Source organism: Spiroplasma poulsonii, assembly GCF_009866525.1.
Lineage (GTDB): Bacteria > Bacillota_I > Bacilli_A > Mycoplasmatales > Mycoplasmataceae > Spiroplasma > Spiroplasma poulsonii.
Genome location: NZ_CM020866.1, coordinates 1,267,825 through 1,293,406 on the forward strand (window position 1 = coordinate 1,267,825; position 25,582 = coordinate 1,293,406).

Genomic DNA, 25,582 nt, shown 5'->3' on the forward strand with positions numbered 1-25,582 from the left:
TGTTTTTATGCCAAAAGTAGAAGTTAAAGATGTAATTATGTTTTTGAAAATCTTTGGAGTTTCATCATTGTTTTTTATCGCAGGAATTATTATTTGTTTTATAGGACCTACTAAATTAGGGATTGGTTGACCTGCATATGTAATTATTGGTGCAATGCTTAATGGTTTTGGGGTTGTTGTTTTAATTATTGAAACTATTAGATTTATCAAAACTCATAACAAACAACAAAAACAAGATAGTATTGAAGATGTTATTAAAAAAGAAGATACAAAATAAAGAGGTGTTATAAATGGGATTGTTACCAGCCAAAAAGAAATTAAAAAAAGAATATGATATTGATAGTTACTATCTTAATTTAGCATCAACGATTACTAATCGTAAAAATGTTACTGTTCAAAAACATAATGAGATTTTAGAAAAAAGAATTTGTGAAGATAATGCTAATTTTTTAAATCCGCGAGATTTAGAAATTAGCATTTATAATCCACTTACTAATCAAAAAATAGATACTAAATTAATTAATAGCTTTTTAAAAATGCAAGACTTTACTAATAAGAATTGATATAACGAATATAAAATTAATAAGAATGGTAAAGGTGCATATTTTATTTTTGCTAATAATTCAAAACTTAATTTTATTACTATTGATTTTTATAATGACCAGTATGATGAATTGGGCAATTTAGTATCTTGCACTTTTGATTATGACCCTTATATTAAAAATGACCAGAGTGTTTTTATTACTGAAAAATTAGAAATTGATTATGTAACTAAACAAGTAAAAGTTATTAGAAAGTTAAAAACAAGATTATACAGTACTATTACCGACTTATATATTGGTGATGCAAAATGAAATAACTATACAACATTACAAAGAGAAGAAATATTACCAATTGATTTTATTCCAATTGAAATTATTCCTAATAATCCTAATTTTGAACCTTCTGCTCGTTATGGTAAACAATTTGCTAGTATTTTAGATATTATTGCTGAAAAAATAATGTTAGACCCATTATTAAATAGTGGTAAATTTACCATTAATACTAATGGGGTTACTGGTGTGGTTGACCAAGAAATTAGTAAAATGTTGGCTTCATTTATTGAAAATGACTTGTTATTAGTTGAATGAGACCCTGATAGTAATTTTCAGCCAGTAGACTATATTGCTGGTAATTTTAAAGGTGAACAATTAACCAAAATATATGATTGATTATTAACTAATTACTATAAAATAAATCGCCATTATGTTCCTGCTATCGCTAAGGGAGCCCAACAAACTCAGGCGGAGGTTGCTGGTGTAAATATTCAAACAAACGCATCATACGAACAAATGATATATATTAGAGAAATTAAATTAACTGAATTAATTATTAAGTTAATTAAATATGATAATGCTATTTTAAACAGTAGAACATTTAATATTAAAAATATTGATGAGTTAATTGTTGATGTTCACTTACCAGTAAATGCTACTTTAAACAGACAACTAAAAAACAACGAAAATATTATCAATATACCTAATGAAGAAGGAGAACAAGAATAATGTTAAAACCATCTGAAAAAATGTTAGCACAATTAGCAGAAAATGATGAACCAATTGATTATTCAATTGATAGTATCCCGTTAGATTTTTCTAATCAATCGCAGTACAGTGACCCCGATTTAGAACAATTATTTACAGAAGGCCGTGCAAGAACTTTATATATTTATAAAATCAATAATCTTGTTAAGACAAAGCAAAAACCAACCTTAAACTACTCTCAAAATAGCGTTAAAATCGGTTTTATTGATAAAGATGAATATATTAAAATAATGGGTTATGAAATTAGTGACTTTAATTTTAAATTACAAATACAGCAAAACACCACAATCCAAGATAATAGCACAAGTTATGTCATGATTGATGAAAAATATATTTTAATTAATAATATTTCAAAAAAAGACAAAGCATTTTTAGAAACACTAGACTTAAAAATAATTTCTATTAATGAACCAATTAGTGAAGAAAATAAAAATGAATGCTATATCATCGAAGAATATAAACGACCTTATACATCCGATGGTGTTGATATTATTAAATCTGCGCATTTAGTTAAAATAACTGACTTTAAATGAAAAAACCAAAATAGCATTCATTTAGTATTACAAAAATCATTGCCTGAAGATACTGTTTTTACTGGAATTGAGATTAAATACCCTAAATCAATGTTATTTGGTAATATTAAATGCTGAGGCAATATAAATGGTGTTTATTCTTATCCTTCATCAATCATTGAAAATGCTAGTTTAGTACCGTTATTATCAATGCCAATAGAGACAGAACCTAATTTAAGAGTATTTCAATATTGATTTACTGAAAGTTTTTTACCATGAAGTATTGCAAAAATATATATTCAACCAGATAATATTTTAAGTTTAATTAAAAATAATTGTTTAGAAAAAGTATTATTAAATTATTTAACATATCGTTATAATTATGATAGAAAATTTCAAGGAGCAAAATACGATGAAAAAGGGAATCCTACTAATAAAGCATCTATATTAAGACAAAAATTTGAAGGACAAAAACCCGAAGATGTTCTTGATGGTTTATTTGAAAACTGAAAATTAAACAATCCAAGTGAATTACATAAAACATATGTAAAAAGAATTAAACAAGTGATATACATGTTATCAAATTATACATATAGTAAATACGCAATTAATAAAGGTTATAATGATGATGTTAAATTGTTTTCACCTTATTATTTTGAATTAGTATCTAATCCACGAGAATTAGAAACAGGATATTGAGTATTTGAAAATTGCAAGGTTGAATTAAATTCAATGTATTTTTATTTTGGTGGTAGTGGACCTATTCCACCTGAACCAATAAATTATTGAATGGAAGTTTATGCAGATGATAAACCATTTATTAATGTTGAAAATAAATATTATTTTGTAGTATGGCGTGGTGATAAAAATGAGAATTGAAGAATTGTTAAATTTAAACATTTTGAACAAAAAGAAAAAATTTTAGATAAGTATGATAAATATGAACTTAAAACATCACATTTTGGTGGTGATTTATTTATTTATAAAAATGGATTTGTAAGTTATGATTGAAATAAAGATAATGGAACTTATTTTAAATCAGTTTATCGTTGAAATAGTCACAATGAGCCCAATTTACCAATTATTTATTTAAAAACAGGACAAATTACAGACTGAAATTTAAAAAATAAAAATAATATCAGCAACAATGATGATAAGATTAAAGTGGCTGTTAAAAACAAAGATATCTCAGAAAATCCTATTTATCAATTAGAAGCCAATTATTTTAATTGATTACCAATAACAAATGAATTAGAAACAAACAATATCCCTTCTCTTATTCCAGCAGAAATTAAATTATCCGATGGAGAATATGGTAAGTATTTAACTAATTTAATTGTTTCTAACAACAAAATAGAAGACTGTTTAAACTATTTTTCGCAATGATATAGATTACTTTATTCTAAAGCAGTTTGAATGAATATGATTAAAAATTTAGTTGAAGATAGTATTGTAATAACTTTTCAAAAGCATGAAAAATTATTTAATTTAAATCAAATTGAAATATCTGGAATATGAAATTATGGAAACTATGATATCAGAATTTTTATTGAAAAACCAAATGAAAAAATTATTCAAGGAAAAGATATAAACTTAGAACTAATTCAAAATACTCCGATCGGAACTAAAGTCAGCGGAAAAGATAGAAATACATACTTGCAATTAATAGAATTTGATATCTGATATCTTTGAAAAAATGGTGTTGAAGATGAAAAATCATATTCAAATATTGCAGTTGTTGATTTTTTAAAACAATCAAATAGTGTGATATTTTCTTATTCACCTGTAAAAGAACAAATTAATATTAATAATTTACAATTATTTAATAAGGACAATGAAAAATTATCTTTAATTGCATTAGAAGTATAAAAAGTAATTTAGATTTATAAATCTAAATAACTTTTTAATTGATTTTCTACATCTGTATTTGGTTTATCGTCACTATTTCAATGATAAACTGATTTAAAATAAGTTCCATTATCTTTATTTCAATCATAACTTACAAATCCATTTTTATAAATAAATAAATCACCACCAAAATGTGATGTTTTAAGTTCATATTTATCATACTTATCTAAAATTTTTTCTTTTTGTTCAAAATGTTTAAATTTAACAATTCTTCAATTCTCATTTTTATCACCACGTCATACAACAAAATAATATTTATTATCAACAATAATAAATGGTTTTTCTTGTGGTGCTATTCATTCTAACTTATTGCCATTTATAATTTTGCTATTTTGTTCTTTTAATCTTACTAATTCTTCGGATGTATATTCTTGTGGTGTATTACAAGCAAATAAACTTGTTGTACTGGTTCCAATTAAAGTGATTGTTCCTAAAATGCTTAATATTTTTTTCATTTAATTATTTTAATTTAAGATAATTCAATACGTCTGCCAAGATTGTGTCATGAACCACCGCCACCTCAACTTGCTCAACTTTCACCGTATAAATATGTTAAAATTTGTAAATGTCAAGTATTATCTTCTTTTCAATAAAATGTAAGACCAGTATATACTTTACCTCTTGCTGAACCACGTCATTTAATATCAATTAATTCTTTATTTGCATATTTTTTAGCATCTGGATCAGAAACAACTTTAACATTAGTAATAATATCTTTAATATTCTTATTTTTAAAAATATCATTTACATTTCAACCCCAATGTGAATCTCCACCTCAAGAAAATTTTGAATATACCTCTTTATTTTCTTCTTCATTAAAAAAAATAATTTTATTATAATAAGTTGGAATTTCTCTGCCTAAATTAATATCAAGTATTCCAATTTTTTCTTCTCCGTTACGTCATTCTAAAAAATATTCTACTGGTTGTTGATTTTCAGTTAAAAATTTTGATAATATTGGTTTATCATAACACGTTGTATTATTTTTATAGTAAAAACTTCCACAACTATTTAAATGCATTAAAATTACTGAAGTAAATATTAAAATCTTACTAATGTGAGTAAATCCATCTAAACTATTTTCATGTTCTTCTAAATAATTAATTGCTTCGCTTGTGGTTCTTGATCAATTAGTTATAATTGGGTAAAAATAATCTCTTCAATATAATTGAATATTTTGATTATAAGTTCTTTCAATATTTTCTCTAACTTGTCTAAAACGCATACTTTCTGCTGTTGCTAAAATAACGCGAGCTAATGCCCCTCTGATTACAGAGTTGTTTCCGGGGTTTTCACCATAATTTACTAAATCATTAAAAGCTTGTTCTATACCTGATCAACTTATTGTGGGGTTAGAATCACCGATCAGAGTGTTATAATTTGAATCAAAATTTAAGTTTCTAGGAGTTTGACCATTAATACTTGTTATTGTAGAATCGGAAAAATGATAATATATTGTATCATATGAAAAACCTTGTAAATAAAAATCGCTTGATCTAAAAACTAAGTCAATATTAATTGATTGATTATCTCTTTCTACAGAAAAAGGAATAACAAAAGAATTAAATTGTGTATTATTAATAGCAAAGTATGATGTTCCCCCACTATTGTTTAAATTTAATATAATTCCATTATCTAATAAACTTTTTAAAATTTGTTTTTTTAATTTATCAAAATAATCATTAGCATTTCAATTAACATATAATCTTGGTGTTTTAAACGACGCATCATTTTTAAAAATAGAATATTCAGTTGATGTTTGTGTTTTATTTTCTTCTTGTTTTTCATAAGGACTGGCGGCAATTGTTGTTGGCACAGCAGTTCCACTAATTGTTAAGACACTTAATAAACTTAACAGTTTTTTCATTTTGTATAATTTCCTTTCTTTCATCTTGAAACTTTTTATCAAGATCTATTGACATTATATATATATATAATTATATATATATATATATATACAAGCACTTTTAAATATATTTTAGAAAGGAAATTATATAAATAATTATTATTGTAATTATATTTTAGTACTAATCTGGGCTCGCGGGATTTTCTATAGTTTTGCGAAAAATTACTTAAAGTTTAAAAAAACTTTTGCTGCACTTTTCAAAATCCTTGGGAAAAATTCTAAGCGTTAAGCGAAGAATTTTATAAAGGTTCCCAAATTTGTTTGAAAGAACCTCAAAATCTTTTTTAACTTATAAATCATTTTATCACAAAAATTTAAGAAAATCAACCGCTCGCCCAATTCGTGCAAATGATTTTTATAGTTTTAATGATATAATTAAAATATTTAAAGAAAGGAAGTATATTTAACTTTATGTATGAAAAAGGAAATAAAGTTATTGTTAAAATAACAAACATTACTTCGTATGGTGCTTTTTGTCGAGCAGAAAGAGCTGATGGCTTAATTCACATTAGTGAAGTTTCAGATTACTTTGTTAGAGATATTAGAGATTTTTTTGATGTTGGTAGTTAAATTGAAGTTGGGGTGCTGGATTTTGATAAAATTAGAAGACATCTTAAATTAAGTTATAAAAATTGTCATCCTGAACTATTGAAAAATGATGATGATAATAAAATGCAAGAAAATTTATCTAGTTTAGAAAAGTCATTAAATACTAATTTAATAAATAAAAAGTAAATAAAATTTATAAATTTTAGAGGGTTTAAAAACCTTTTTATAATCCCAGTTTAAAACGATATGGATAAGAACCATAAAACAAAGCATCATATGGGTCGTGGTACATTTTACTATCGGGTGTGTTTGTTTTGGTATCGCTAAACCTTAATTCACTAATGCACTTATCTAAAAATGGGAAATTATCTAATATGCCATATATTTTGCCTTGCACAAACATTTTTCTTATTCATGTTACACGATTGATTATACCCGCTTCTTTATTAAGAGATGTTTGATGTTTTTTGGCTTTAAACATTTTAATTTTATAGCCTAAATAAGGGTAAATATCTTCTTGTAATTTTTGCATAAAGTCATGGGCATTAATATCATAATGGAATGTTGCATATTCAAAACCATCAAATTTATCAAAAGTATTGATTATTCATTGACCATAATGTTCTACTATTTCATTTAAATTCATTGTGCTTTTTGGTGTAACAACATTTTCTTCAATTAAATATTTATCATATTCATTATTTTCATTAATTTTATAACCACTAAATAAAAATACAGTATGGTCTTGACTTCCATTAGCATAATCAACGCCAATTGAATAACTATCAAATTGATACTGTTTTGTGCTTGTATTATAAAAATCTTGTAAATTATACTCTTTAATATATTTACGATAATTTCGTAAAACATAAATGCTGGGGTCATTATCGTTATATTCAAAACCGTAATATTCTAATTCAAATAAATCGGGTCGTTCTTCTTTATTTGCTAAAACAAGTTTTTTAGTAATGTCAGGTATTTTATTTCAAACAGCCCCCATTGTTAATCGTAAATTAAAAACACCTAAACCATTAAATGCTTGTTTATTTTCTGAATATACTTGATTTTGTTCTTTTAAAATAGTTTTAATTCTTTCATTTAACGGTAAATATGGCGTTACAAATTTTTCATAAAACACATGATATTTATCAAAAGGATTAAAAGTAAATTGGTTGGAATATGTTTTATGAAAATATGTTGTTACTGTCATATATTGCTTTGTTACATTATTTCATTCTTGAAATGTTCAAGATAATTCTTTTATTGGAATAGGATTATCCAAATTATATTGTTTATTATCATTTTCATCCATGTATTTTTCATAAGATACTTTTAAACTTTTTGAACGAAACATTGAAACTCTTAAATTATTATATCTTTTATCTAGTTCTTTATCAGTTAAGATTTCTTTTTCTTCGGCATGGATCATTTCATCTGTTCATGCCGATATAATACCACTACCTTTACCAACTTTCCCCATAATTTTATTACCATTAGCATAACAAACAAAAGCAATACGAACACCACTAGGAAAAATAATATCACCACCTTCTTTAACATTTTTAGGTCAAACAATGCCATTTTCATTATCGGGTCCTATATCAATCCCATATTTATCGTATAGATAATTACAGACATTGATTGTATCACCAAATGTAGTATCTTCGTGGGTATTAGCATATCTTCGTAAAATATTAGATGAAGCATCAGTAAAATTACAAGCAAAAAATAATTTTTCAGCTAGATGATTTCATGTTTTATTAGTACCCCGCCCCGCTGAAACAAACTTAAAAAAAGTTGGCGAAGTAAAATATCGGGCATAACTATCACCAACAAAATCTTTAAATACTTCTCAATCAAAACAAAAATTATAGTCGCTAAAATTTAAATCATATTTTTTATTTAAATGTTCATAACTAGTAATTCGTTTTTTGTTATTAATATTGTTAAATTGATTCATAATAACCTCCATTTTACATTACTTATAAATTATAATAGACTTCTTGCATTACTTGTTAAAAAATTGCAAATATTTGTAAAAAAGATACTAATAGAAAAATATAATTTTAATTAATTATGTTTTTTATTTAAAAATTTAATATTTTTCCACAACGAAAAATTAATTTATTATTTAAATTATTTAATTTTAAATAAATATTTTATGTTAAATATAATAATTGTAAATTATAAATTGAGGCAATTAAATTAAATCTTAAACCAAATCTTTTTCTTCGATTACGATATTTTTCTGTAATAATTTTAAATTTTTTAAGAATAGCAAAAATATTTTCAATAATAATTCTCATTTTTGAAACTAGTCTATTATATTGCTTTTGTTCTTTGTTTAAAGGGTTTTTCTTTGTTTTCTTTGTAGGTATTAGAACATTATTGTGATTTTTTTGTATTCCTTGATAACCACTATCAACTATTAATTTGGTATTTTTTAAAATTGGGATTTTTGATTCTTTAAATAAAGCATAATCATGTTTTTTTCCGAGCGAAAAACTTGTTGCAATAATTTTTTTGGTTTCTTGTTCGATAATTACTTGTGTTTTGATCGTGTGTTTTTTCTTTTTACCAGAATAAGATTGTTTTTGTCTTTTTTTGGGCGTTGGATTGGAGTTTCGGTAGCATCAATAATAATAGTTTTATCATTAAAATAATCATTTATTAGTGCTTTTTTACCAGCAAGTTGTTGAAAATCAGAGTTTTTAATTAAAATATCTTCAATTCACTTAATATTACGATAACAATTAGCCTCACTAATATCAAAACTTTTACCAAGATGAAAATAAGTCTGATATTCTCGTCAATATAATAAAGTCATCAATAATCTATTTTCTAATGATAATTTATTAGTTTTACCACCTTTTTTAAATTTTTCTATTTCAGCAACTTTTAAAATATCTAACATTTTATTAAAAGTGGATTTTTTTATTCCTGTTAATCTTAATCATTCTCTATCATTAAGAGTATTAAATTTATTATTGTTCATATTTTTATGTCCTCATAAATTATATTTTATAATAATATTTTAATAAAAAAGGGTATCGCAAGAAGTCTAATATAATTTAATGCAATTAAAAATGAAAGGAATTTATAAACATGAAATTAAAAATTTTTCATCATTTTACTTTTAAAGAAAGAGTAATGTTAAAAGATTTATTAGAACTTGATTCACTAAAAAGAATGAATGATCAACCTAATATATCTGAAATAGCAAAAATATTGCATAAAAGCCGTTATACAATTAAACGAGAAATAAAAAGGTTAAAAAATAACAACTATGATCCTAAATTAGCAGAGGATGACTATTGAAAAAAGAGAAAAAAATGTATTAAACACATTATATTTTCAGATGAAAAATTAAGATGATTAGATAAAAGATTTAATAAGTACCATGATACACCAGAGCAAATTTGTAAAAACTATGAAAAAGAATTTGGCAGTAAATTTCCTATATGTGTTAAAACTTTGTATAAATATATTTATTCTGGCCTTTTAAATTTATCAAAAGAAAATTTGTATTTTCATGGTAAAAGATTTAAAACAAAAAATAGAAAAGATAACCGTGGAAAAATAAGAAATTTTAAAACTATTGAGCAAGCAAAACATGATAAATATGAATTTGGTTGATTTCAAATGGATACAGTAGTTGGGAAAGACCATCAATCTAGTTGTTTAGTTTTAACAGAAGAATTAAGCAAAAAAACTTTCTGTAAAAAATTAAATGAAAATTCAGTCGTAGAAGTTACAAAAGCAATAAAAAAATTTTAAATAATAAGATTTTCAAAACCATAAATATTAAAGGAATTGTTACAGATCAAGGCAAAGAATTTAGTAACTGAAAAGAAATAGAAAAAATTGCTTGTACTAATGTTTATTTTTGTGATGCTGGAACGCCTACTCAAAAACCATTAGTTGAAAGAATTAATAGAGATATTAGGCATTGATTTCCTAAAGGAACAGATTTTAATAATATTACTCAACAAGAAATAGACTGAGTTATTGATGTTATTAACAATAAACCACGGGCTTGTTTACAGTGGTTAACTTCACAACAATTATTTTTAAATTTATCATCACATATTTAATAATTTTTTATTGAATTAATCAAATAATTTAATAAATTATTTTTAGTGTGTCTAAATTCATAAATTTAGATAAAAAAACCATAATTTTAAAAATAAAATTATATTGAATACTTATTTTGTTGTGTTATAATGAAATTAAATAAAGTGTGTCATTTGAATTTACAATATACATCTTTTAAAACATGATTTTTACCATAATGTTTGCTAATATTTTCTAAAATAATCATTTTTACTTTTCCCTCCCAAATACAATGTTATAAACTTTATTGATCATATTTGTCATTACATCATCAAGTTTTAACCGTGGTTTTACTTTTGCAGCGGCAACTGGATCAGGACCTTGTGATCACAACGGGTTATTATCCTTATCACGAGGGACTAATGACCCAAATACATAAAAATCAACAGCAATTGATTTTTCAATTGTTCGGCCTAAATCTTGAATTCAAATTTTTGCTCATTGAAAATAAAATCCTGCCTGAAAATACTTCATAACTCATAAGTTTAAATACTCGTTTGGATTAATATTATTATCAGCTGGATCAATAATTTGATTGATTGATATTTCAATAAAATACGAGCGTAAACTTAAGGCCATAAATTTTTGCATATCATAAAAAAAAACAATCTTTTACTCAATATAATCATTAATTTCAGCAAGGGGAAGACAAATTTCATCATAACCCGGTTTACCAATATTTCCTTCAGCTGTATCACGATATTTATCATATTCATTACGATAAAAACTATAAAAACCTTCCATCATTTTCTCATTTGTTGCAACAATTTTTTGTTGAGTGTCATTATATAAAAATTGTCAAATCTTGAATTGACTCATATCTTTTGCTGGTCAACCGCGACTTGGTTCTACAATTTGTTTTAAATTATCTGATGTTTTAAAACTATTATTTGTAAAAAAAATAATAATACTAGCAAGTGAAATAACTAAAAATGAACTTATTAAAATAGCTCATAAATATTTTTTCATATTTTTTCTCCTTTTGTATAAAGTGCTTCAATAATTCATAAACTGTTCATATTGAACCATTTTTAATTATGACAAAAAAAGCAAGCATATGATTATTACTGCTCTCAATTTTGCTCACTTACATTTTAACCTAAATTTTCATATCACAATATAAATAATTAAATATGTTAATTTTAAAAATATTTTTTACAGAAGACATCAATATTAAGAGAAAATTGAAGATAATAGGAATCCTTACATTAATACCTATTAGTAATAATTTAATTATAAAAAATAAAAGTAGTCTCATATTGATGAGACTACTTTTATTTTAAAAATGATCTTATGTTGGAATTAGGTTTTGGTCAAGGGCATCACGCATTAAAAATGGTTTATTATGACCAGGTAAAACCTGTCATATTGGTTCCAAGTTTGTAATACGACGTAACTCTGTTACAAAGTAATTATCATTACACATTGCTCCCGTATACCCTGGGCTTGCTTTATCAGGCATTAAACTTGCCCCTGTTGTTACTAAGTTTAAGGCTTTAATTCGTAACATTTGTGTTCCGGCGGTATGACCAGGAATATGAAAGACTTCAATTTGATAACCAATTTCTTCGACAACAGTATCACCAATTAACGGAACAAGATTTGTTAATGGATAAACAATGCCTGGTCCTAGAATTTCTCCAGTTGTATCATCAACCTTATGTTGCGATAATAATCGTAAATCAATTTTTTGAATATAAATTTTTAAATCTGGACATTGCTGTAATACATCATCAATCCCATCATAGTGGTCAATATGACCATGGGTAATAAACAAGGCTTTTAAGGTCAGATTTTTTTGTTTAATATATTCGATTGCATCTTTTGCCGCATTTGAGGCATCAATCATAATTGCTTCATTTTGATCATTAATGATTAAATAAACATTTTGATTATCATAAGTTGCATCTACAAAATTTTTCATCTTTGCCATCAGTAGTTCTCCTTCTGTCTTACTCTTCGGTTTCTTTAAACTCTTCAATAAAGTAAGAGTTTGATTCAATGTAATTCAACAAATCTTCAATTAAAAATAAAACGTCATTAATGTTATCGTGATCTAAACCTTTGATTTTACTAATATTCATAACATATAACTTTTGTAATAATTCATGCCCATCATCTTGATTTTCAAGACGATATCCAAATCAACGGGCAATTCCTAAGGCAGCACCACCTAATAAATGGCTTAAAAAAGATTTAACATTAGGATTGTCAATATGTTTATCGTAAAAAGTAGTACGGATATAATTAGTTTTAATTATTTCAGAAATAATTGTCAACAATAAATTCGCATAATCAGTAATCGCAATAATGTTTTCACCATAAGTTTGAACTTCATCATCAATTTTAACAAAAACATTCATAACACCCTTATATAATGCTTTAAAAGAAATAACATCTTTTAATTCATTATTATTCGGAATCATATCATAATAACGTTCAAATCCAATTTTTGTTGCTCATACAGCAGCAGAATAAATGCTTTCAAAAACTTCTTGTGTTGGGCGATATCATTTAAAACGTAAAAAATTTTTGGATCAACAGCCCCTGTTTCCTTTGCTAAAGCTTCTTGTGTTAGTGTCATCGCCTGTTTATAATTTAATTTTGCGTCTTTTTTCGCCAATACTTTTATTACGTATGTTTTCTCCATAAAACTTCCTTCATCCTCTTAATTTCTATCTTTTGTTATTATACCATTTTTTCAAGAAAAAGTCTTGTTTTAAAACAAAGCATTAGTTAGTAAATGAAAATTGACGTACACTATAACGCATTTTTCCAGTAAAACTATTAAGATTTTTACGATAAGAAATGATAACTGATTTAAAATCATCTAGATTAAATTCAGCATTAAATCTTTCTGCTAAATCATTTCATACTACACATTGCACTTCTTCACCATTATCTAAAACTCAAAATTCACATAAATCTCTTGTTTGGCCGTCTTTACTAGTTACTGTTTTTAAAGTAGGTTGTTTATCTGCTAATAAAAACTTTTCGTCGTTAATAATATCATCAGTTCTTTTGGTAAACTTTTGATTCGGTCTATTATTATACACTTTTACGGTCCTCCTTTCTCTTATTCAAATGAATACTTAAAATCATACCTTATATTTTAATTGAAAAAAAGAAAGATTTATTATATTGTCATATGAACAAAACCATTATATCATTAAAATAATTTTAAAAAAAATTATTTTGAAAAAGGTTCATCTTTTTCTACAAAATCATCATTTAATAATTACTGTGAACGTTGTTTTTTAGCGTTACACTTTGTTTCTAATCATTTTTTTAAATAATAAAGTGGATAACCACCTAACATTATTCCCAACACAATAAAACAATTCCATAATTCTCACATATTCGCCGTTACAGTTGCATAATAATACATTGCTAAAATTGAACCAATAAAAGTAATTGTACATAAACTTAATGCTAAAATAACTAAAATAATAAAGACTGGTTTTCGATAAAGGGATTGATACTTAACATCCTTTTGGCGTAAATATATTAAGGTAATCATTGTAATGAATTTTAAAACACTAACAGCAATAATAAAATAATTTGTGACATTAAACAACGATGTTCATAAAATGTAAATAATTGCTAACACGACTAAAAAGAGGATTGCTAAATATGGCATATTAGTTCGTTTCGTTGTCTTTTGAAAAAAGGCAAAAAAATCGTTTTCTTCACTCATTTTAAAAATTAACCGTGAATGATACACTAAAAATGAATTTAATGATCCCACAAAAATAAAAATTGCTAAAATTGAAAATAAATAGTTTAAAAATGATGGAATCGTAGGATTATTACTAATCGCATAATATCATACATTGTTAAAACCCGTTGGTCCTAATCAATTCTGTGGTTTATTAATTGTTAATAATCCAATTGCTAAAATAATATATAATAAAACAATTGCAATTGTCGCGGTAATCATTGCCCGCGGAATGTTTTTCCGAGGATTAATAATTTCCCCACTAACATACGTAATTGCTTCCATCCCCGAATAAGCAAACATTGTCATTGCTGTTGCTGGTAATAATAAAAATGATGAAAGATAAATTTGACTTAAATTTTTATTAATTGTATCATCAGTAAAACTAGCAGTATTACCATAAACCATTGCAATAACTAAAAGCAAAACAATTGGAAATCCTTTTAGTAAAGCAAAAACAATTTGGGAATAACCACTACTTTTTTTAATAAAAATTTGCATAATAACTAACACTAATAAAATTATAATCCCAAATAATTTACCATATCATTGGTTATCTAACTTTAATAAGGTAATTAAAATATTGCCTAGTGCTAAACAAGCAGTTGCAATAGCTGTTGCACTAACAAATAATACCATAATTCAACCAAACCAAAATGAACAAGCATTTCATTTTGCACGTTTAATTCAGTAATAACTTGTCCCATTTTCAGGATACGAAGTAGCTCCTTCGGATAATAATAACATTTCTGGTAAAACTAATAAACCTCCTAAAATTCAAGCAATAATAATTAAAATGGGATTAAACTGTGCTTGAAAAGCAACTTGGCCAAACGAAACTAAAATCGAAGAACCTAATGTTGCTGAAATTGCTAATGCTAAAATCTGTCAAAACCCATATTTTCTTTGTAATTTCATCCTTATTTCCTTTCTTGTTGTGCTAAAAATGTTTTAATAGCCGCAAGATAAACTTGATGCCCTTTTGAAATCGCTTCAACATGGTTAATGTTTAATAAGGATACTAATTCACTTTGACCGGTTGGTTCAAACTTTGCTTTTTGAGTAAAAAATTCTTTACTCATAAAGTAAGGAACAAAATCATCGTAATTACCATGAATAATTAACATTGGAAAATCTTTTAACCGCTTGGTATGTTTTAATAAATTATATTTTCGTAAATTAAAACCAATTTCTTTGTTAAATTTCTTTGTTAAACCAAAGCTAATTAACCACCATGGATGCTGATAACGATATTGCATCACATAACGAAATTGAACTAATAAACTACTAAACCCACAATCACTAATTGCTCAATGAACTAATGGATTTTGATAACCTTCATCAATTAAATATTTTGTTAAACAAGCAGCTCCCATACTATTCCCAATTAATCCAATTTCTTCAACAGAATAACTATCTTGAAGTCATTGAATAACATCACTTAAATTTTGGGCATTCAAATAACCAATAGCGGTATAGTCCCCCGCACTTAAACCATGTGCAACACTATCAAAAGTTAATACATTGTAGCCTTGTTGATAAAAGTAAAATACTTGTCGTAACCCTAAATATTTATTTTCCGTTCAACCATGCAAACCAATTACTCATTTCTTTGAATTAGAATGTTGTAAATAAAGCGCACTAATTGGTGCTTGATGGCGATTTAAAATCGTCACCATTTGCATTGCTGTTTCTTCTTTTTTACTAAAAACAAAATTAAATTGATCTAATTTTTTTGCAATAACATCTTGGTGATATACTTCAAAACTATTAAAATCAAAAGTTGTTGTTTCAATTGTCATTAACCCTTTTCGTTGATAAGTTTGGATAAATGTAAAAAAATCTTTAACATATTTTTTTGATCGAAAATAAACTAACGGAAATAATACTATCACACATAAAATGCGTCATCAATTAAAACAAAATTTATGATAACCATCATTTAATGTTTGCTTACTAGGTGTTTTTTCAATTACTTTCATTTTTTCTTTCCCTTTTTAATATTCTTACTCTAACAAAATTTTTGGTCGTATAAATTATTTTGGGGTCTTAAATTAATATCTTAGAAATTGTGGAATAATATACCACTTACTTATTTAGATTGTATTACTTTTAATTTTATTGTCAATATATTTTTCTATTTTTTTAAATTTTTCCACAAAAAAAATACATTTTTATTAAAGTTATTTAATTTCTTAGATAAAACTAATAAAAATATAAGTTTTTTTGTAAATTATTATTTACAAAATTATTAACTGAATAATTAAATTTATTTTCTTCTAACAATTGTTCATTAGTATTAAATAAATTAATTTTATTTTTTAATCCCATCATACTAGCATTTAATTTATTTCTAATAGTTTTTTCACTATAAATAGCTTTTTTAATTATAGTGCCTTTTCAATAATGAGAAATATCACCTTCAATATCACAACCAATATTATTCCATAGTGTTTGGTTTTCAATTCCTTCTTTATTATTTTTAATTAATCTAATAGTTTTATTCAAAAAAATTAATTTAGCATCGCTTATAAAAGATTTACTATCTTCTAAACACTGTAATAATCCCTCATATTTACCATTATAAAAATTATCAACTGCTTTATGATATATTTCTCTATTTTCTTTGTTTTTACTTTGATATGGATATAGTTTTTTAAATCTACTTGTAAGATGAAATTTATCTATTGTATAGTGAATTTTATTTTTAGGAAAATATTGACGCATAAAATTTTTAGTATTTTTAATCCATAATGCACCATCACCTAAAATCATAATTTCAATATTAGGTGTCAATTTGAAATGAGTTTCAATTAAAGTAAATAATTTTATAAGAACTGGTTTTAAATTTGCTTCTTTTTTAAGATAATCTGGAATATTATCCATTTCAAAAACACCTAATTTATTTGCGATTACAGGTCTTTTTACAGTATATTTTTCTTCATCATACCCAGTATGTACAGTACATGCTATCGTATGTTTTTTTATCTTTTTTCTTCCTTGCTTTGTTGAATCTAACATTTTCAAATAAGTACCATCCATTTGAATATATAAAGTGTGTGGAATATCTATTTTTTTATTACTTTTATTAAAGTAATATTCTTCGTCAGTTTTTGCATTTTTCATAATATTAGATACTGTCATTAAACTAATTTTTACATGCTCCATAGTATCTAAAATATCTTTATATCTTTTGTTCTCAGTAATAAATGATAATATTTTTTCTTTAACAGAATTATCTATTCTTTGTCATTTTTCAATTCCTAAAAGTTTATCCAAAGGAAAAATATATTCTTCTTTACCTGTTTCTGGATTAATTTTATAATATCTTCTTCTTTTAAAAGTTATTTTTCCATTTAAAATTACTAATGTTCTTTCAATTTTATCTTTTACTTTATAATATTTAAATTCTTTTAAAGTTTTATCAATTTTGTAATTTTTAAAAATTCATTCATCATAATCTTCTGAACTTTGTTGAATAATTTCAATACTCTGTATATATAATAAATTAATAAAATTATTAAAAAAATTGTTATCAACATTCATCATTTTTTACCCTCTTTCCTTAGTTCTACACATTAACACAAAAATAATAAAAATGCAAAAAAAGATATTATTTTTTATTTATTATGTTATAATTTAAGTGTTAATTATTAGCAAATTAATTTAACTGAAAAAAGTAAAGTAATTTACTTTTTTTTATTTTGATGTAAAATATAGATAATAAAAAAAAAGAACCCTGTTAAGTTCTTCTGTACATGTTTTTCTCTACTTATATTTAACCATATAAAAGGAGTAAAAATGAAAGAATTTAATCCAAAAACAGCAAGTTTGGCGACTTTTTATCGTAAAATAGAGCAATTTTGAGAAAATAAATCACCTAATAAACCATATACTTTGAATGATTTAACCAATGAATTCAATCTTTCTCGCAAGTGAAGATATGATACTTATGCGAGCGAAAAGATAGTTCCTTTGCTTGAAAAACAAGTTGATAGAATTGAAAGTGAAATAATTAATTTTATGATGAAATCACCTGATGGTGCTAAATTATATTGACAACGAGCATTTAATTATAAATATTCACTGCAAGAAAAACAGTTAGAACAAGAATTAAACTTAAATAATCAACAGCCAATAATTGTTAATTTACAAACGGATATTAGAGATATTAAAAAAGAAAGTGATAATAATGCTTAATCATTTTACTTATTTGTTAGAAACACCTTATTGGTTATTACAAAATAGTAATGTTGGTAATAAATATCCCTTTGCAAAGAAATATGAGTTAGTTAATGAAATTAATCAAATTGGGACACGATATAGTGGTAAGACTATTTCAAATATTAAAATGTTTGGTGAATTATTAAAAATTAGTTTATTGATTAAAGAACCAATTTGTATCATTGCTAGTATGTATTGGAGTAAAGATTTAAAAGATAGTGTATTTCAAAATATATGAAATATGTTAGATGAAAATAATATTCCTTATACTATTAATTTATCTAATTTTACTTTTACTTTATCAAATGGGAGCAAAATATATTGTAAAGGTTTACATTCACCAAGTCGGAAAGAAAAATTAAAAGCTTTTGCTGATTTGAATAAATATAAATTAGTTATTGATTGAAGAGAAGAATGTGACCAATTTCAACAAAAAGATTTAAGTGATTTAGAGTTTGCTATTCGTGGTTATCAAAATAAAATAACAATTAATACATGTAATCCTGAGAGTTTAAAAAGATATATTGTTGGTTATTGTAATGAATTAATGCCTTTTGATGAACAAATAATGCGTAGTAAATATGAACAAATTAATTATATTGAAAAATGAAATATGAAGATTATTATTCATTATTCTAGTTGAAGACTTAATTACGAATTACCACAAGATAAAGTTAATGAACAATTAAGATTAGAACAATTAGATATTGAAAGAGCAAGAGTATGAAGTTGAGGATGCCGGAATACTAGTGGTTCAATCTTTGCAAGATATATTGATATTATGCAAGCAACAGATATTATTCAACCAACTAAATTATTAGGTGGTGTTGACTTAGCAAACTCTACTAGTCCCAAAGGACATACAACAGCATCGAGCTTTTGAATATATAATTCATTTGATAAAAAAGCCTATAAAGTTGCTGAATATACACACTCAAATGCTACGCAACAATTTAAAGGACCATTAGAACAAGTAAAAGATATTTTAGAGTTTTACAACAATCAATTAAACCAATATTTTAATTTAATACAACAAGGAATATCAATTAATGTTGATGATAGTGCTTATGCAACATTAGAAAGTTTAAATAGAGAAAAATATAATTATACTTTTGGTCAATACATGAATTTTAAACCAGCACAAAAGCAGAAGTTTAAAATAAAACATCGTGTAGAAGCATTTACAATGTTAATAAATACTAATCAATTAAAATGATTATGAGAAAAATGTCCTGTAAGTAAAACCCAATATGAATTAATTCAATGAGAAGATAAACCCGATGTAAGAGAAGAACGAATGTTAGATTTATATGATGATACATTTGATAGTGATTTTTATGCTTTACACTTTGAATTAATACCAATGGTTAAACATAATAGTTCATCCGATTATAAATTATGACAACAAAGGGAGTGATTAACTTAATGAAAAAAGATATTTATGTAATACATGATGAACGTGTAATAAATGCAAAAAGACCTTATATGTCTGTTTGTGGACAAGTTAAAAAAAGACTTTGTCAAGAATTAAAAAAAGATAATATAGCAATATGTAAATTAAATTTATATAACGAATATATTAAGAAATATCAAAAAATTAAAGTATGTGTACAAGTTTTATCAAATGAACCAAATTTATTAACAGTAAATATTATTAATTATGCACTTATTTTAAAATTAAAGGAGCAAAATAACAATGAATAATACTTTCCCTAGTTTACCAAACTTAAATGATATTAATAGTGTTTTAAAATTTTATAATTATGATTGAACTATTAATTTAGCAAATATTATTGCTCGCCATCAAATGCGACTAGTAAATGGTAAAGATATTTTATTTAAGTCTCATCGTAAAGACATTTTAGAAAAATTAAATTGATGATATGAAACTTATAAAATAAAAGAAAAATTAGATAAAAATGAATTAACAGCCAGTTTAATGGGTAAAACTATCTTTGGTTTATTAGAAACTAGTGATGGCAATATTGATTTATGAATTAACCCATTTAACTTTACTTCAAGAGTAAGCAAAATAAATGAAATTGAACAAGGTGCTGATATTTGATTAAATTATCATCAATCAGATAGTGGTTTTATTTTAAATTTAATTTGTACCAAAGATAAAATAATTATTAAAGGTTGACCAAAAAATAATGAAGTAGTTGTTGGGCAAAGTAAAACACAAATTAAAGATGATGTTAGACCTGTTTTAGTACAAGAATTTAAAAACAAATTAGGTATTGTCCCTTTTTGAGAAATGATTAATGAACCTAATCCATTATTTTTATCAACTTCAACAACATTAAACCCATGGCCTACTATGGCAAATTGTTATAAATTACAATTTGATTTAGAAGATAGTTTTAATATTAAATCAAAAGAAAGATGAGCAAATCGTACTCATTGATATGGGGTATTAGATGATGATTTAATGACTGCTTATAACAAAGGCAATAAAAAAGTATTACAAGATGCTTTTGATGATATTTTTATTCAATCAGGTCAATCAGCAGTAGATGGTCAATTATCACAATCTTTACAAGTAGTACAAGGTACACCAACCTTAGAAACATATACCGAAGACGAAAAATCAATTATTGAACAAGTATATTTAGCATGTCATTTTTCTAGTCCTTTTGGTGATAAATCAGATAATGACCAAAATAAAACACAATCTTTATTAACTAAAACCAAAGATTTAGAAAAACAAGCATATTTACAAGCATATCGTAAACAATATTATACAAAGATGTTTGATACTGTTTTAAAATATTATGGTTTATGAGATGGTGTTGGTGAACGACCTTATGGTTTTGATTTTGTTAGTGCTAGTTTAGTTGACCAAATGCGACAAAATGAATTAATTACTGCTAGATTAGATAATGGCACAATGGAACCAATAAGAGCAATTACTGAATATGATAATATTGATGAATTAGAAGCAAACAAATATTTTGAAAAAATAGAAAAATGACAAGATAAAATGCAAACCAAAGAAATTGAACATAATAATAAATTACTAGAATATGATGAAACTGGTAATAATCAAAATGCCTTACAAGGTAGAACAGAAATTAAGGAGAATTAACAAATGAGTAGAATTAATCCCGGAGTTATCGAAGAATTAAGAAGACAAGCCCACGATACTTTAATAGATATCAGAGAAAACATAAAAGACAATCGTCATTGAATGGTATTTCCTTTTAATGTTTATAGTTCATATATCCCTGATACTGAAACAGGATGAAAACCTAATAATGCAAAACCAAGTGATTATGGTAGTTATTCACGCATATTTGATAATATGGAAAGTACTATTGCTCAATGACAAAATAGTTTAAAAATAGTACAAAAATATAAAGGTGAAGAAATTAATATATTAACGATTGATGATTTTAATAAACAGCCAATTAATTCAACTATATGAGCCAATAATGAAACACCTTTTGCTATAAAATTAAAAGATGAAAATAATAATGTTTATTGAAAATTAATTGATGGTGAAAATATTTATGATATTAATAGAATGCTAGAATACTTAAAGCAATATAAATTAAGTTATTTTATGAATAATGATAATAAAGCAGATAATTTTTATACTAAAGAAGTTAAGGTTGGGAAATATTGAGATGCTTATATGATTGATGATAGAAGTTCAATTCAATTTGGTGAAGCTAAATTTGAACAAGTATTTACTCAACAATCAACTGAAAGACAATATACTTTATTAATTTTAGATGAAGATGTCAATAAATTAAATATTAATGATTATTATAATTTTTATACTGTATTTAATGACCGTGGTTTAAATATTGGTGGGGGTAATATTAATTCTGCACCACAAGATAGACAATGATTATATCCATCTAATGTTATTAATTATTATTCACCTTATGATGGTAGTTTTTTATGACAAGAAATTACATTTTCAAGTATTAATGACAAAATTAGTAATAGTGGTTTATCAGTAAGACAATTTATACAAACAAGTGCCCCAGGTGAAGGTTATTGTTTTCCTAAAATAACTTATGATGAAAAACTAAATAAAGGTATTGTTGAATTAGATGAAGTTTTATTAAAAGACCCGGGGGTTAGAGCAATGGCAGTTAAATTTTATGGTAATCCTATCTTTTTTGATATGCCTGTAATTGGTCGGCCAATTATTAAAGGTCAATTTAATAAAAAAGTTATGAATTCAAGAGATTTATTAATGTATAACATGTATCCTTGTCCACCCGACAAAGTTAATAATTATGCATCACCAGAAGTAAGCTGATATAACATTCAAGGTATTCAACCAACAATGATAACTGGTTATGAAGATTGAAAAAAAGATATGGAAAGTAGATATGATTTTTGAAAACAGAAAAATAGTGAGGGCATTGTTATAACCGACCCCACTACTACATCAGCAACTAATTCTAGTGTTGGTAGAAATATTCATAAAGAAGATAAAAACTCTAAATTTTATTGATCTAAAGATTGAAAAATAACACCACCAAACAAAATAAAAGTAAATGGCGGTAATGTTGATAATATTATTAGTACTCAAGCATCATCATATTTTAGAAGAAAAGATGAATTTGGTAATACAGTAGGTCAAGTTCAAATTGAATATAGCAAAATGGGTTCATGTAATGTTTGAGATATTTTAAATATGAATAATTTTATTAATCGCCAAGTTACCGTATTACCTTTAAACTATACTCAAAAATTAGTATTTAATCCTTTTACGATACCGGGCGGAGTTGGTAAGTTCTTAAACTTTATTTCATTTGGTATTCCATGAGGTTGAGTAATTAACCAAGACGAAAAATCATGACCTAATTTTCAATGACTTAATGGTTTTATGAGTGCTAATATTTATAGTTTTTATAATGATGCCTTTTGGTCTGAAAAATCAAAAGGTAAGGGTTATTTACCATTTGAAATATTTAGAGAACAAGGGAACGACAAAGTTGGTGCTATATTTGGTGCAAATGCTAATAGTTTAGGTTTTACTACTTTATTAACTGATAAAGTACAAGGTATTGTTTTAACTAAGGATGGTAAACCAACAAAAGAATTAGTTTATTCAACTTATAATTTAAAACAATTAAATGAAAAAACTAACCGAGTTTATTTAATTAATGAAAAAACCAAATCAGTTGACGCTCAAACACCAGTTAGTGATAGTGAAAAAGATAATGATTGCGAATTCTTACAAACACCAGATGGAACAAATTGTAGTTATATTATTGATATGTTTTCAATTCAAGCATTATATAAAGGTAATTTTGAAATCATCTTTTATGCAGATAATCCATATACTAATAATGAAGAAGATTACTTAAAATTATCAGTATGGAGTTTTAGAGGTAAAACAAAAAGTACATTAAATAATTATTTACGCGATATGACAACTAATTATAAAACTAGTTTCTTATTACCACATGACTATGAAATACCAACATTTAATTACCCAGAATATGTCTTGCCACCAGTACCATATAACTATAAACCTTATACAAAAGATATCTGAGATGCTAAAACAGGACAAGCATTAAAAACTAAAATTACAGCACCACCACAATGTAAACACTCAAATAATCCTAAAAGTTTTATTAATTTATTTGATAATACAACAGAATATAAAGGATATTATGAAATAGAAATTGATTTAAGACAAATTGACCCAACAATTCAAAGTATAAGTAAATTTCAAGATTCTTATAAAACAATTGAAATAAGTAATCTTGACAATTTACAAGTTAGTTGTATTGAACCTGATATAAAACATTTTATTCGTGATAGAAATGTTAATATTTTAGGAGGTTATTCTACTTGTGAATATAATTTTGGACCACTATCTGATGCAACTTTACACAAAAAGGGATTGCCACAAAAAGATAATGTTAATTTTGAAAGTACAAAAACTTTGTATACAGAGAATATAAAAGTAAATGATACTGAAACAATATATGTGACTGCATATACTAATGGATTATCTAGTGGAAATTATCAAAGTGAATATACTATTTCATGAAGAAACTGAGATATTAACTTTTTACTTCAAATAACAAAATTATCTGATAATGATAATAATAAAATTACAGAAACATATTTACAAGCATATTATACAAATGATATGAAATTAAAAATTAGATTTTCAAAAGTATTACTTGCTAAATTATTAGGATATTGTTTAACAAATAATACTTCATTAGGTAATGATAAAGATATAACAATAGATGTAAATGCCTTAGGTGTTTTAAATATGATAAATAATAGTAATAATCCTGTTAAAATTACATTTACACCAAGATAAAAGAAAAAGAGATTTAATATCTCTTTTTTATTCTCCTTTAACTTTCACATTACCATCATTATCAATAACTAATTTTGGTTCTGTTGTAGTTAAATTTCAACGATAAACAGATTTAAAATGAGTTCCTTTGTCTATTCTTCAAGGTCAGTTTGTCATTTTAGATGGCTCATAATTAAACAAATCAACTTCATAATTTAAACTATAACGATATAAACCAATTTCACATCCTTCTTCTTCTTTTAAGTTTTTTTTGCCACGTTCATTTATTTTTTCATTATTTAAAAAATTTGTTATATATCATTGTGTTTTACCTTTTCAAACCACATAATATCATTTGTTATCAACTTTATTAAATGGTTTTTCTTGTGGTGCTATTCATTCTAAATTATCTCTAATTTCTTGGTTGTTTGTTTTAATTTTGTTTTCTTGTTTTATTTTTGCTAATTCTTCAGGTGTATATTTTTGTGTTGTATTACAAGCAACTAAACTTGTTGTACTTGTTCCAATTAAAGTGATTGTTCCTAAAAGGCTTAATATTTTTTTCATTTGATTATTTCCTATTTTATTATCAATTAAGTGAATCTATTGAAACAGTATAGTTAACATTTACATTATTAGTATAAACATTTTCATCAGCGGAAATGATTTTTGCGCTACTGTTACTAATATTCTCAACGTTGATTTTTGTAATATCTAAGTCGGTATACATTTCTTTTAGTTTATTTTTAATTTGTTCTTTTGTTGGATTAGATAAATTTTCAG

26 protein-coding genes and 1 pseudogene are annotated in these 25,582 nt (G+C 25.0%); 11 read left to right on the forward strand and 16 right to left on the reverse strand.

Annotated features, from left to right (window positions below):
• Positions 1 to 7 precede the first annotated feature (7 nt).
• The 3 genes from MSROBK_RS07160 to MSROBK_RS07170 are packed head-to-tail and all read left to right on the forward strand — an operon-like array spanning position 8 to position 3,964.
• A complete protein-coding gene (locus MSROBK_RS07160) occupies positions 8 to 277 on the forward strand; it encodes a hypothetical protein (protein WP_040092761.1) in 270 nt (89 codons plus the stop codon).
• Positions 278 to 290: 13 nt separating this feature from the next.
• Entirely contained in the window at positions 291 to 1,544 is a 1,254-nt protein-coding gene (locus MSROBK_RS07165; protein ID WP_040093767.1) for a hypothetical protein, read from the forward strand.
• Positions 1,544 to 3,964, forward strand: a complete 2,421-nt coding sequence (locus MSROBK_RS07170; protein WP_040093768.1) for a hypothetical protein — start codon at positions 1,544 to 1,546, stop codon at positions 3,962 to 3,964. The genes MSROBK_RS07165 and MSROBK_RS07170 overlap by 1 nt, the downstream gene beginning before the upstream one ends.
• 14 nt (positions 3,965 to 3,978) lie before the next feature.
• Here the strand turns inward: MSROBK_RS07170 and MSROBK_RS07175 are convergent, their stop codons facing one another.
• Positions 3,979 to 4,458 (reverse strand): lipoprotein, encoded by a 480-nt coding sequence (locus tag MSROBK_RS07175; protein WP_040093769.1) that lies wholly within the window; start codon positions 4,456 to 4,458, stop codon positions 3,979 to 3,981.
• Between the two features lie 14 nt (positions 4,459 to 4,472).
• Positions 4,473 to 5,870, reverse strand: coding sequence for a ribosome-inactivating family protein (locus MSROBK_RS07180; RefSeq protein ID WP_040093770.1), 1,398 nt, complete (start codon positions 5,868 to 5,870; stop codon positions 4,473 to 4,475).
• A 450-nt stretch (positions 5,871 to 6,320) separates the two neighbouring features.
• Between MSROBK_RS07180 and MSROBK_RS11765 the strand changes: the two genes are divergently transcribed.
• Together MSROBK_RS11765 and MSROBK_RS11770 are read left to right on the forward strand one after the other, a co-directional pair.
• A complete protein-coding gene (locus MSROBK_RS11765) occupies positions 6,321 to 6,479 on the forward strand; it encodes a S1 RNA-binding domain-containing protein (protein ID WP_227991183.1) in 159 nt (52 codons plus the stop codon).
• Positions 6,480 to 6,491: 12 nt separating this feature from the next.
• Positions 6,492 to 6,644, forward strand: a complete 153-nt coding sequence (locus tag MSROBK_RS11770; RefSeq protein ID WP_227991186.1) for a hypothetical protein — start codon at positions 6,492 to 6,494, stop codon at positions 6,642 to 6,644.
• Between the two features lie 37 nt (positions 6,645 to 6,681).
• On the opposite strand, the gene MSROBK_RS07190 is transcribed toward MSROBK_RS11770, so the two are convergent.
• The 3 genes from MSROBK_RS07190 to MSROBK_RS13960 all read right to left on the reverse strand — a co-directional run bounded on the left by MSROBK_RS07190 (position 6,682) and on the right by MSROBK_RS13960 (position 9,453).
• Positions 6,682 to 8,418, reverse strand: coding sequence for a hypothetical protein (locus MSROBK_RS07190; RefSeq protein WP_040093771.1), 1,737 nt, complete (start codon positions 8,416 to 8,418; stop codon positions 6,682 to 6,684).
• 199 nt (positions 8,419 to 8,617) lie between these two features.
• On the reverse strand, positions 8,618 to 9,016 hold the full coding sequence (locus tag MSROBK_RS13955; RefSeq protein ID WP_242441474.1) for a transposase family protein: 399 nt from the start codon (positions 9,014 to 9,016) through the stop codon (positions 8,618 to 8,620).
• Positions 9,001 to 9,453, reverse strand: a complete 453-nt coding sequence (locus MSROBK_RS13960) for an IS5 family transposase (protein ID WP_040092446.1) — start codon at positions 9,451 to 9,453, stop codon at positions 9,001 to 9,003. The genes MSROBK_RS13955 and MSROBK_RS13960 overlap by 16 nt, the downstream gene beginning before the upstream one ends.
• Positions 9,454 to 9,563: 110 nt before the next feature.
• On the opposite strand from MSROBK_RS13960, the pseudogene MSROBK_RS07200 reads away from it, so the two are divergent.
• A pseudogene (locus MSROBK_RS07200) lies at positions 9,564 to 10,552 on the forward strand (IS30 family transposase).
• 229 nt (positions 10,553 to 10,781) lie between these two features.
• Here MSROBK_RS07200 and MSROBK_RS07205 read toward each other — a convergent pair.
• The 9 genes from MSROBK_RS07205 to MSROBK_RS07240 form a co-directional block, all read right to left on the reverse strand.
• Complete coding sequence (locus MSROBK_RS07205) at positions 10,782 to 11,150, reverse strand: hypothetical protein (protein WP_133165066.1); 369 nt, start codon at positions 11,148 to 11,150, stop codon at positions 10,782 to 10,784.
• A gap of 33 nt (positions 11,151 to 11,183) precedes the next feature.
• Positions 11,184 to 11,540: a hypothetical protein gene (locus tag MSROBK_RS07210; protein WP_040093774.1), complete on the reverse strand. Its 357-nt coding sequence runs from the start codon at positions 11,538 to 11,540 to the stop codon at positions 11,184 to 11,186.
• A 322-nt stretch (positions 11,541 to 11,862) separates the two neighbouring features.
• Entirely contained in the window at positions 11,863 to 12,504 is a 642-nt protein-coding gene (locus tag MSROBK_RS07215; protein ID WP_040093775.1) for an MBL fold metallo-hydrolase, read from the reverse strand.
• A 19-nt stretch (positions 12,505 to 12,523) separates the two neighbouring features.
• Positions 12,524 to 12,997 (reverse strand): hypothetical protein, encoded by a 474-nt coding sequence (locus tag MSROBK_RS07220; protein ID WP_227991188.1) that lies wholly within the window; start codon positions 12,995 to 12,997, stop codon positions 12,524 to 12,526.
• Positions 12,973 to 13,221 (reverse strand): hypothetical protein, encoded by a 249-nt coding sequence (locus tag MSROBK_RS11775; RefSeq protein WP_227991190.1) that lies wholly within the window; start codon positions 13,219 to 13,221, stop codon positions 12,973 to 12,975. The genes MSROBK_RS07220 and MSROBK_RS11775 overlap by 25 nt, the downstream gene beginning before the upstream one ends.
• A gap of 82 nt (positions 13,222 to 13,303) precedes the next feature.
• Positions 13,304 to 13,627, reverse strand: coding sequence for an OB-fold nucleic acid binding domain-containing protein (locus MSROBK_RS07225; protein ID WP_040093776.1), 324 nt, complete (start codon positions 13,625 to 13,627; stop codon positions 13,304 to 13,306).
• A gap of 182 nt (positions 13,628 to 13,809) precedes the next feature.
• A complete protein-coding gene (locus MSROBK_RS07230) occupies positions 13,810 to 15,207 on the reverse strand; it encodes an amino acid permease (RefSeq protein WP_052443525.1) in 1,398 nt (465 codons plus the stop codon).
• Between the two features lie 2 nt (positions 15,208 to 15,209).
• Positions 15,210 to 16,271: an alpha/beta hydrolase gene (locus tag MSROBK_RS07235; RefSeq protein WP_040093777.1), complete on the reverse strand. Its 1,062-nt coding sequence runs from the start codon at positions 16,269 to 16,271 to the stop codon at positions 15,210 to 15,212.
• 223 nt (positions 16,272 to 16,494) lie between these two features.
• Entirely contained in the window at positions 16,495 to 17,838 is a 1,344-nt protein-coding gene (locus MSROBK_RS07240; RefSeq protein ID WP_084217997.1) for an Mbov_0401 family ICE element transposase-like protein, read from the reverse strand.
• A 252-nt stretch (positions 17,839 to 18,090) separates the two neighbouring features.
• On the opposite strand from MSROBK_RS07240, the gene MSROBK_RS07245 reads away from it, so the two are divergent.
• The 5 genes from MSROBK_RS07245 to MSROBK_RS07265 are packed head-to-tail and all read left to right on the forward strand — an operon-like array spanning position 18,091 to position 24,820.
• Positions 18,091 to 18,489, forward strand: a complete 399-nt coding sequence (locus MSROBK_RS07245) for a hypothetical protein (RefSeq protein ID WP_040092461.1) — start codon at positions 18,091 to 18,093, stop codon at positions 18,487 to 18,489.
• Positions 18,482 to 19,939 (forward strand): PBSX family phage terminase large subunit, encoded by a 1,458-nt coding sequence (locus MSROBK_RS07250; protein WP_159373227.1) that lies wholly within the window; start codon positions 18,482 to 18,484, stop codon positions 19,937 to 19,939. The genes MSROBK_RS07245 and MSROBK_RS07250 overlap by 8 nt, the downstream gene beginning before the upstream one ends.
• A complete protein-coding gene (locus MSROBK_RS07255) occupies positions 19,939 to 20,217 on the forward strand; it encodes a hypothetical protein (RefSeq protein ID WP_040093566.1) in 279 nt (92 codons plus the stop codon). The genes MSROBK_RS07250 and MSROBK_RS07255 overlap by 1 nt, the downstream gene beginning before the upstream one ends.
• The gene (locus MSROBK_RS07260) at positions 20,210 to 21,601 is read left to right on the forward strand and encodes a hypothetical protein (RefSeq protein ID WP_040092835.1); all 1,392 of its coding nucleotides are present in this window, start codon (positions 20,210 to 20,212) and stop codon (positions 21,599 to 21,601) included. Before MSROBK_RS07255 ends, MSROBK_RS07260 begins: the two co-directional genes overlap by 8 nt.
• A 3-nt stretch (positions 21,602 to 21,604) precedes the next feature.
• Positions 21,605 to 24,820 (forward strand): hypothetical protein, encoded by a 3,216-nt coding sequence (locus MSROBK_RS07265; RefSeq protein WP_105628932.1) that lies wholly within the window; start codon positions 21,605 to 21,607, stop codon positions 24,818 to 24,820.
• A 27-nt stretch (positions 24,821 to 24,847) separates the two neighbouring features.
• Here MSROBK_RS07265 and MSROBK_RS07270 read toward each other — a convergent pair whose 3' ends face one another.
• Both MSROBK_RS07270 and MSROBK_RS07275 read right to left on the reverse strand, forming a co-directional pair.
• Entirely contained in the window at positions 24,848 to 25,366 is a 519-nt protein-coding gene (locus tag MSROBK_RS07270; RefSeq protein ID WP_105628931.1) for a lipoprotein, read from the reverse strand.
• A 19-nt stretch (positions 25,367 to 25,385) separates the two neighbouring features.
• Positions 25,386 to 25,582: hypothetical protein (locus MSROBK_RS07275; RefSeq protein WP_438944474.1), on the reverse strand; the 197-nt coding region annotated here is incomplete at its 5' end.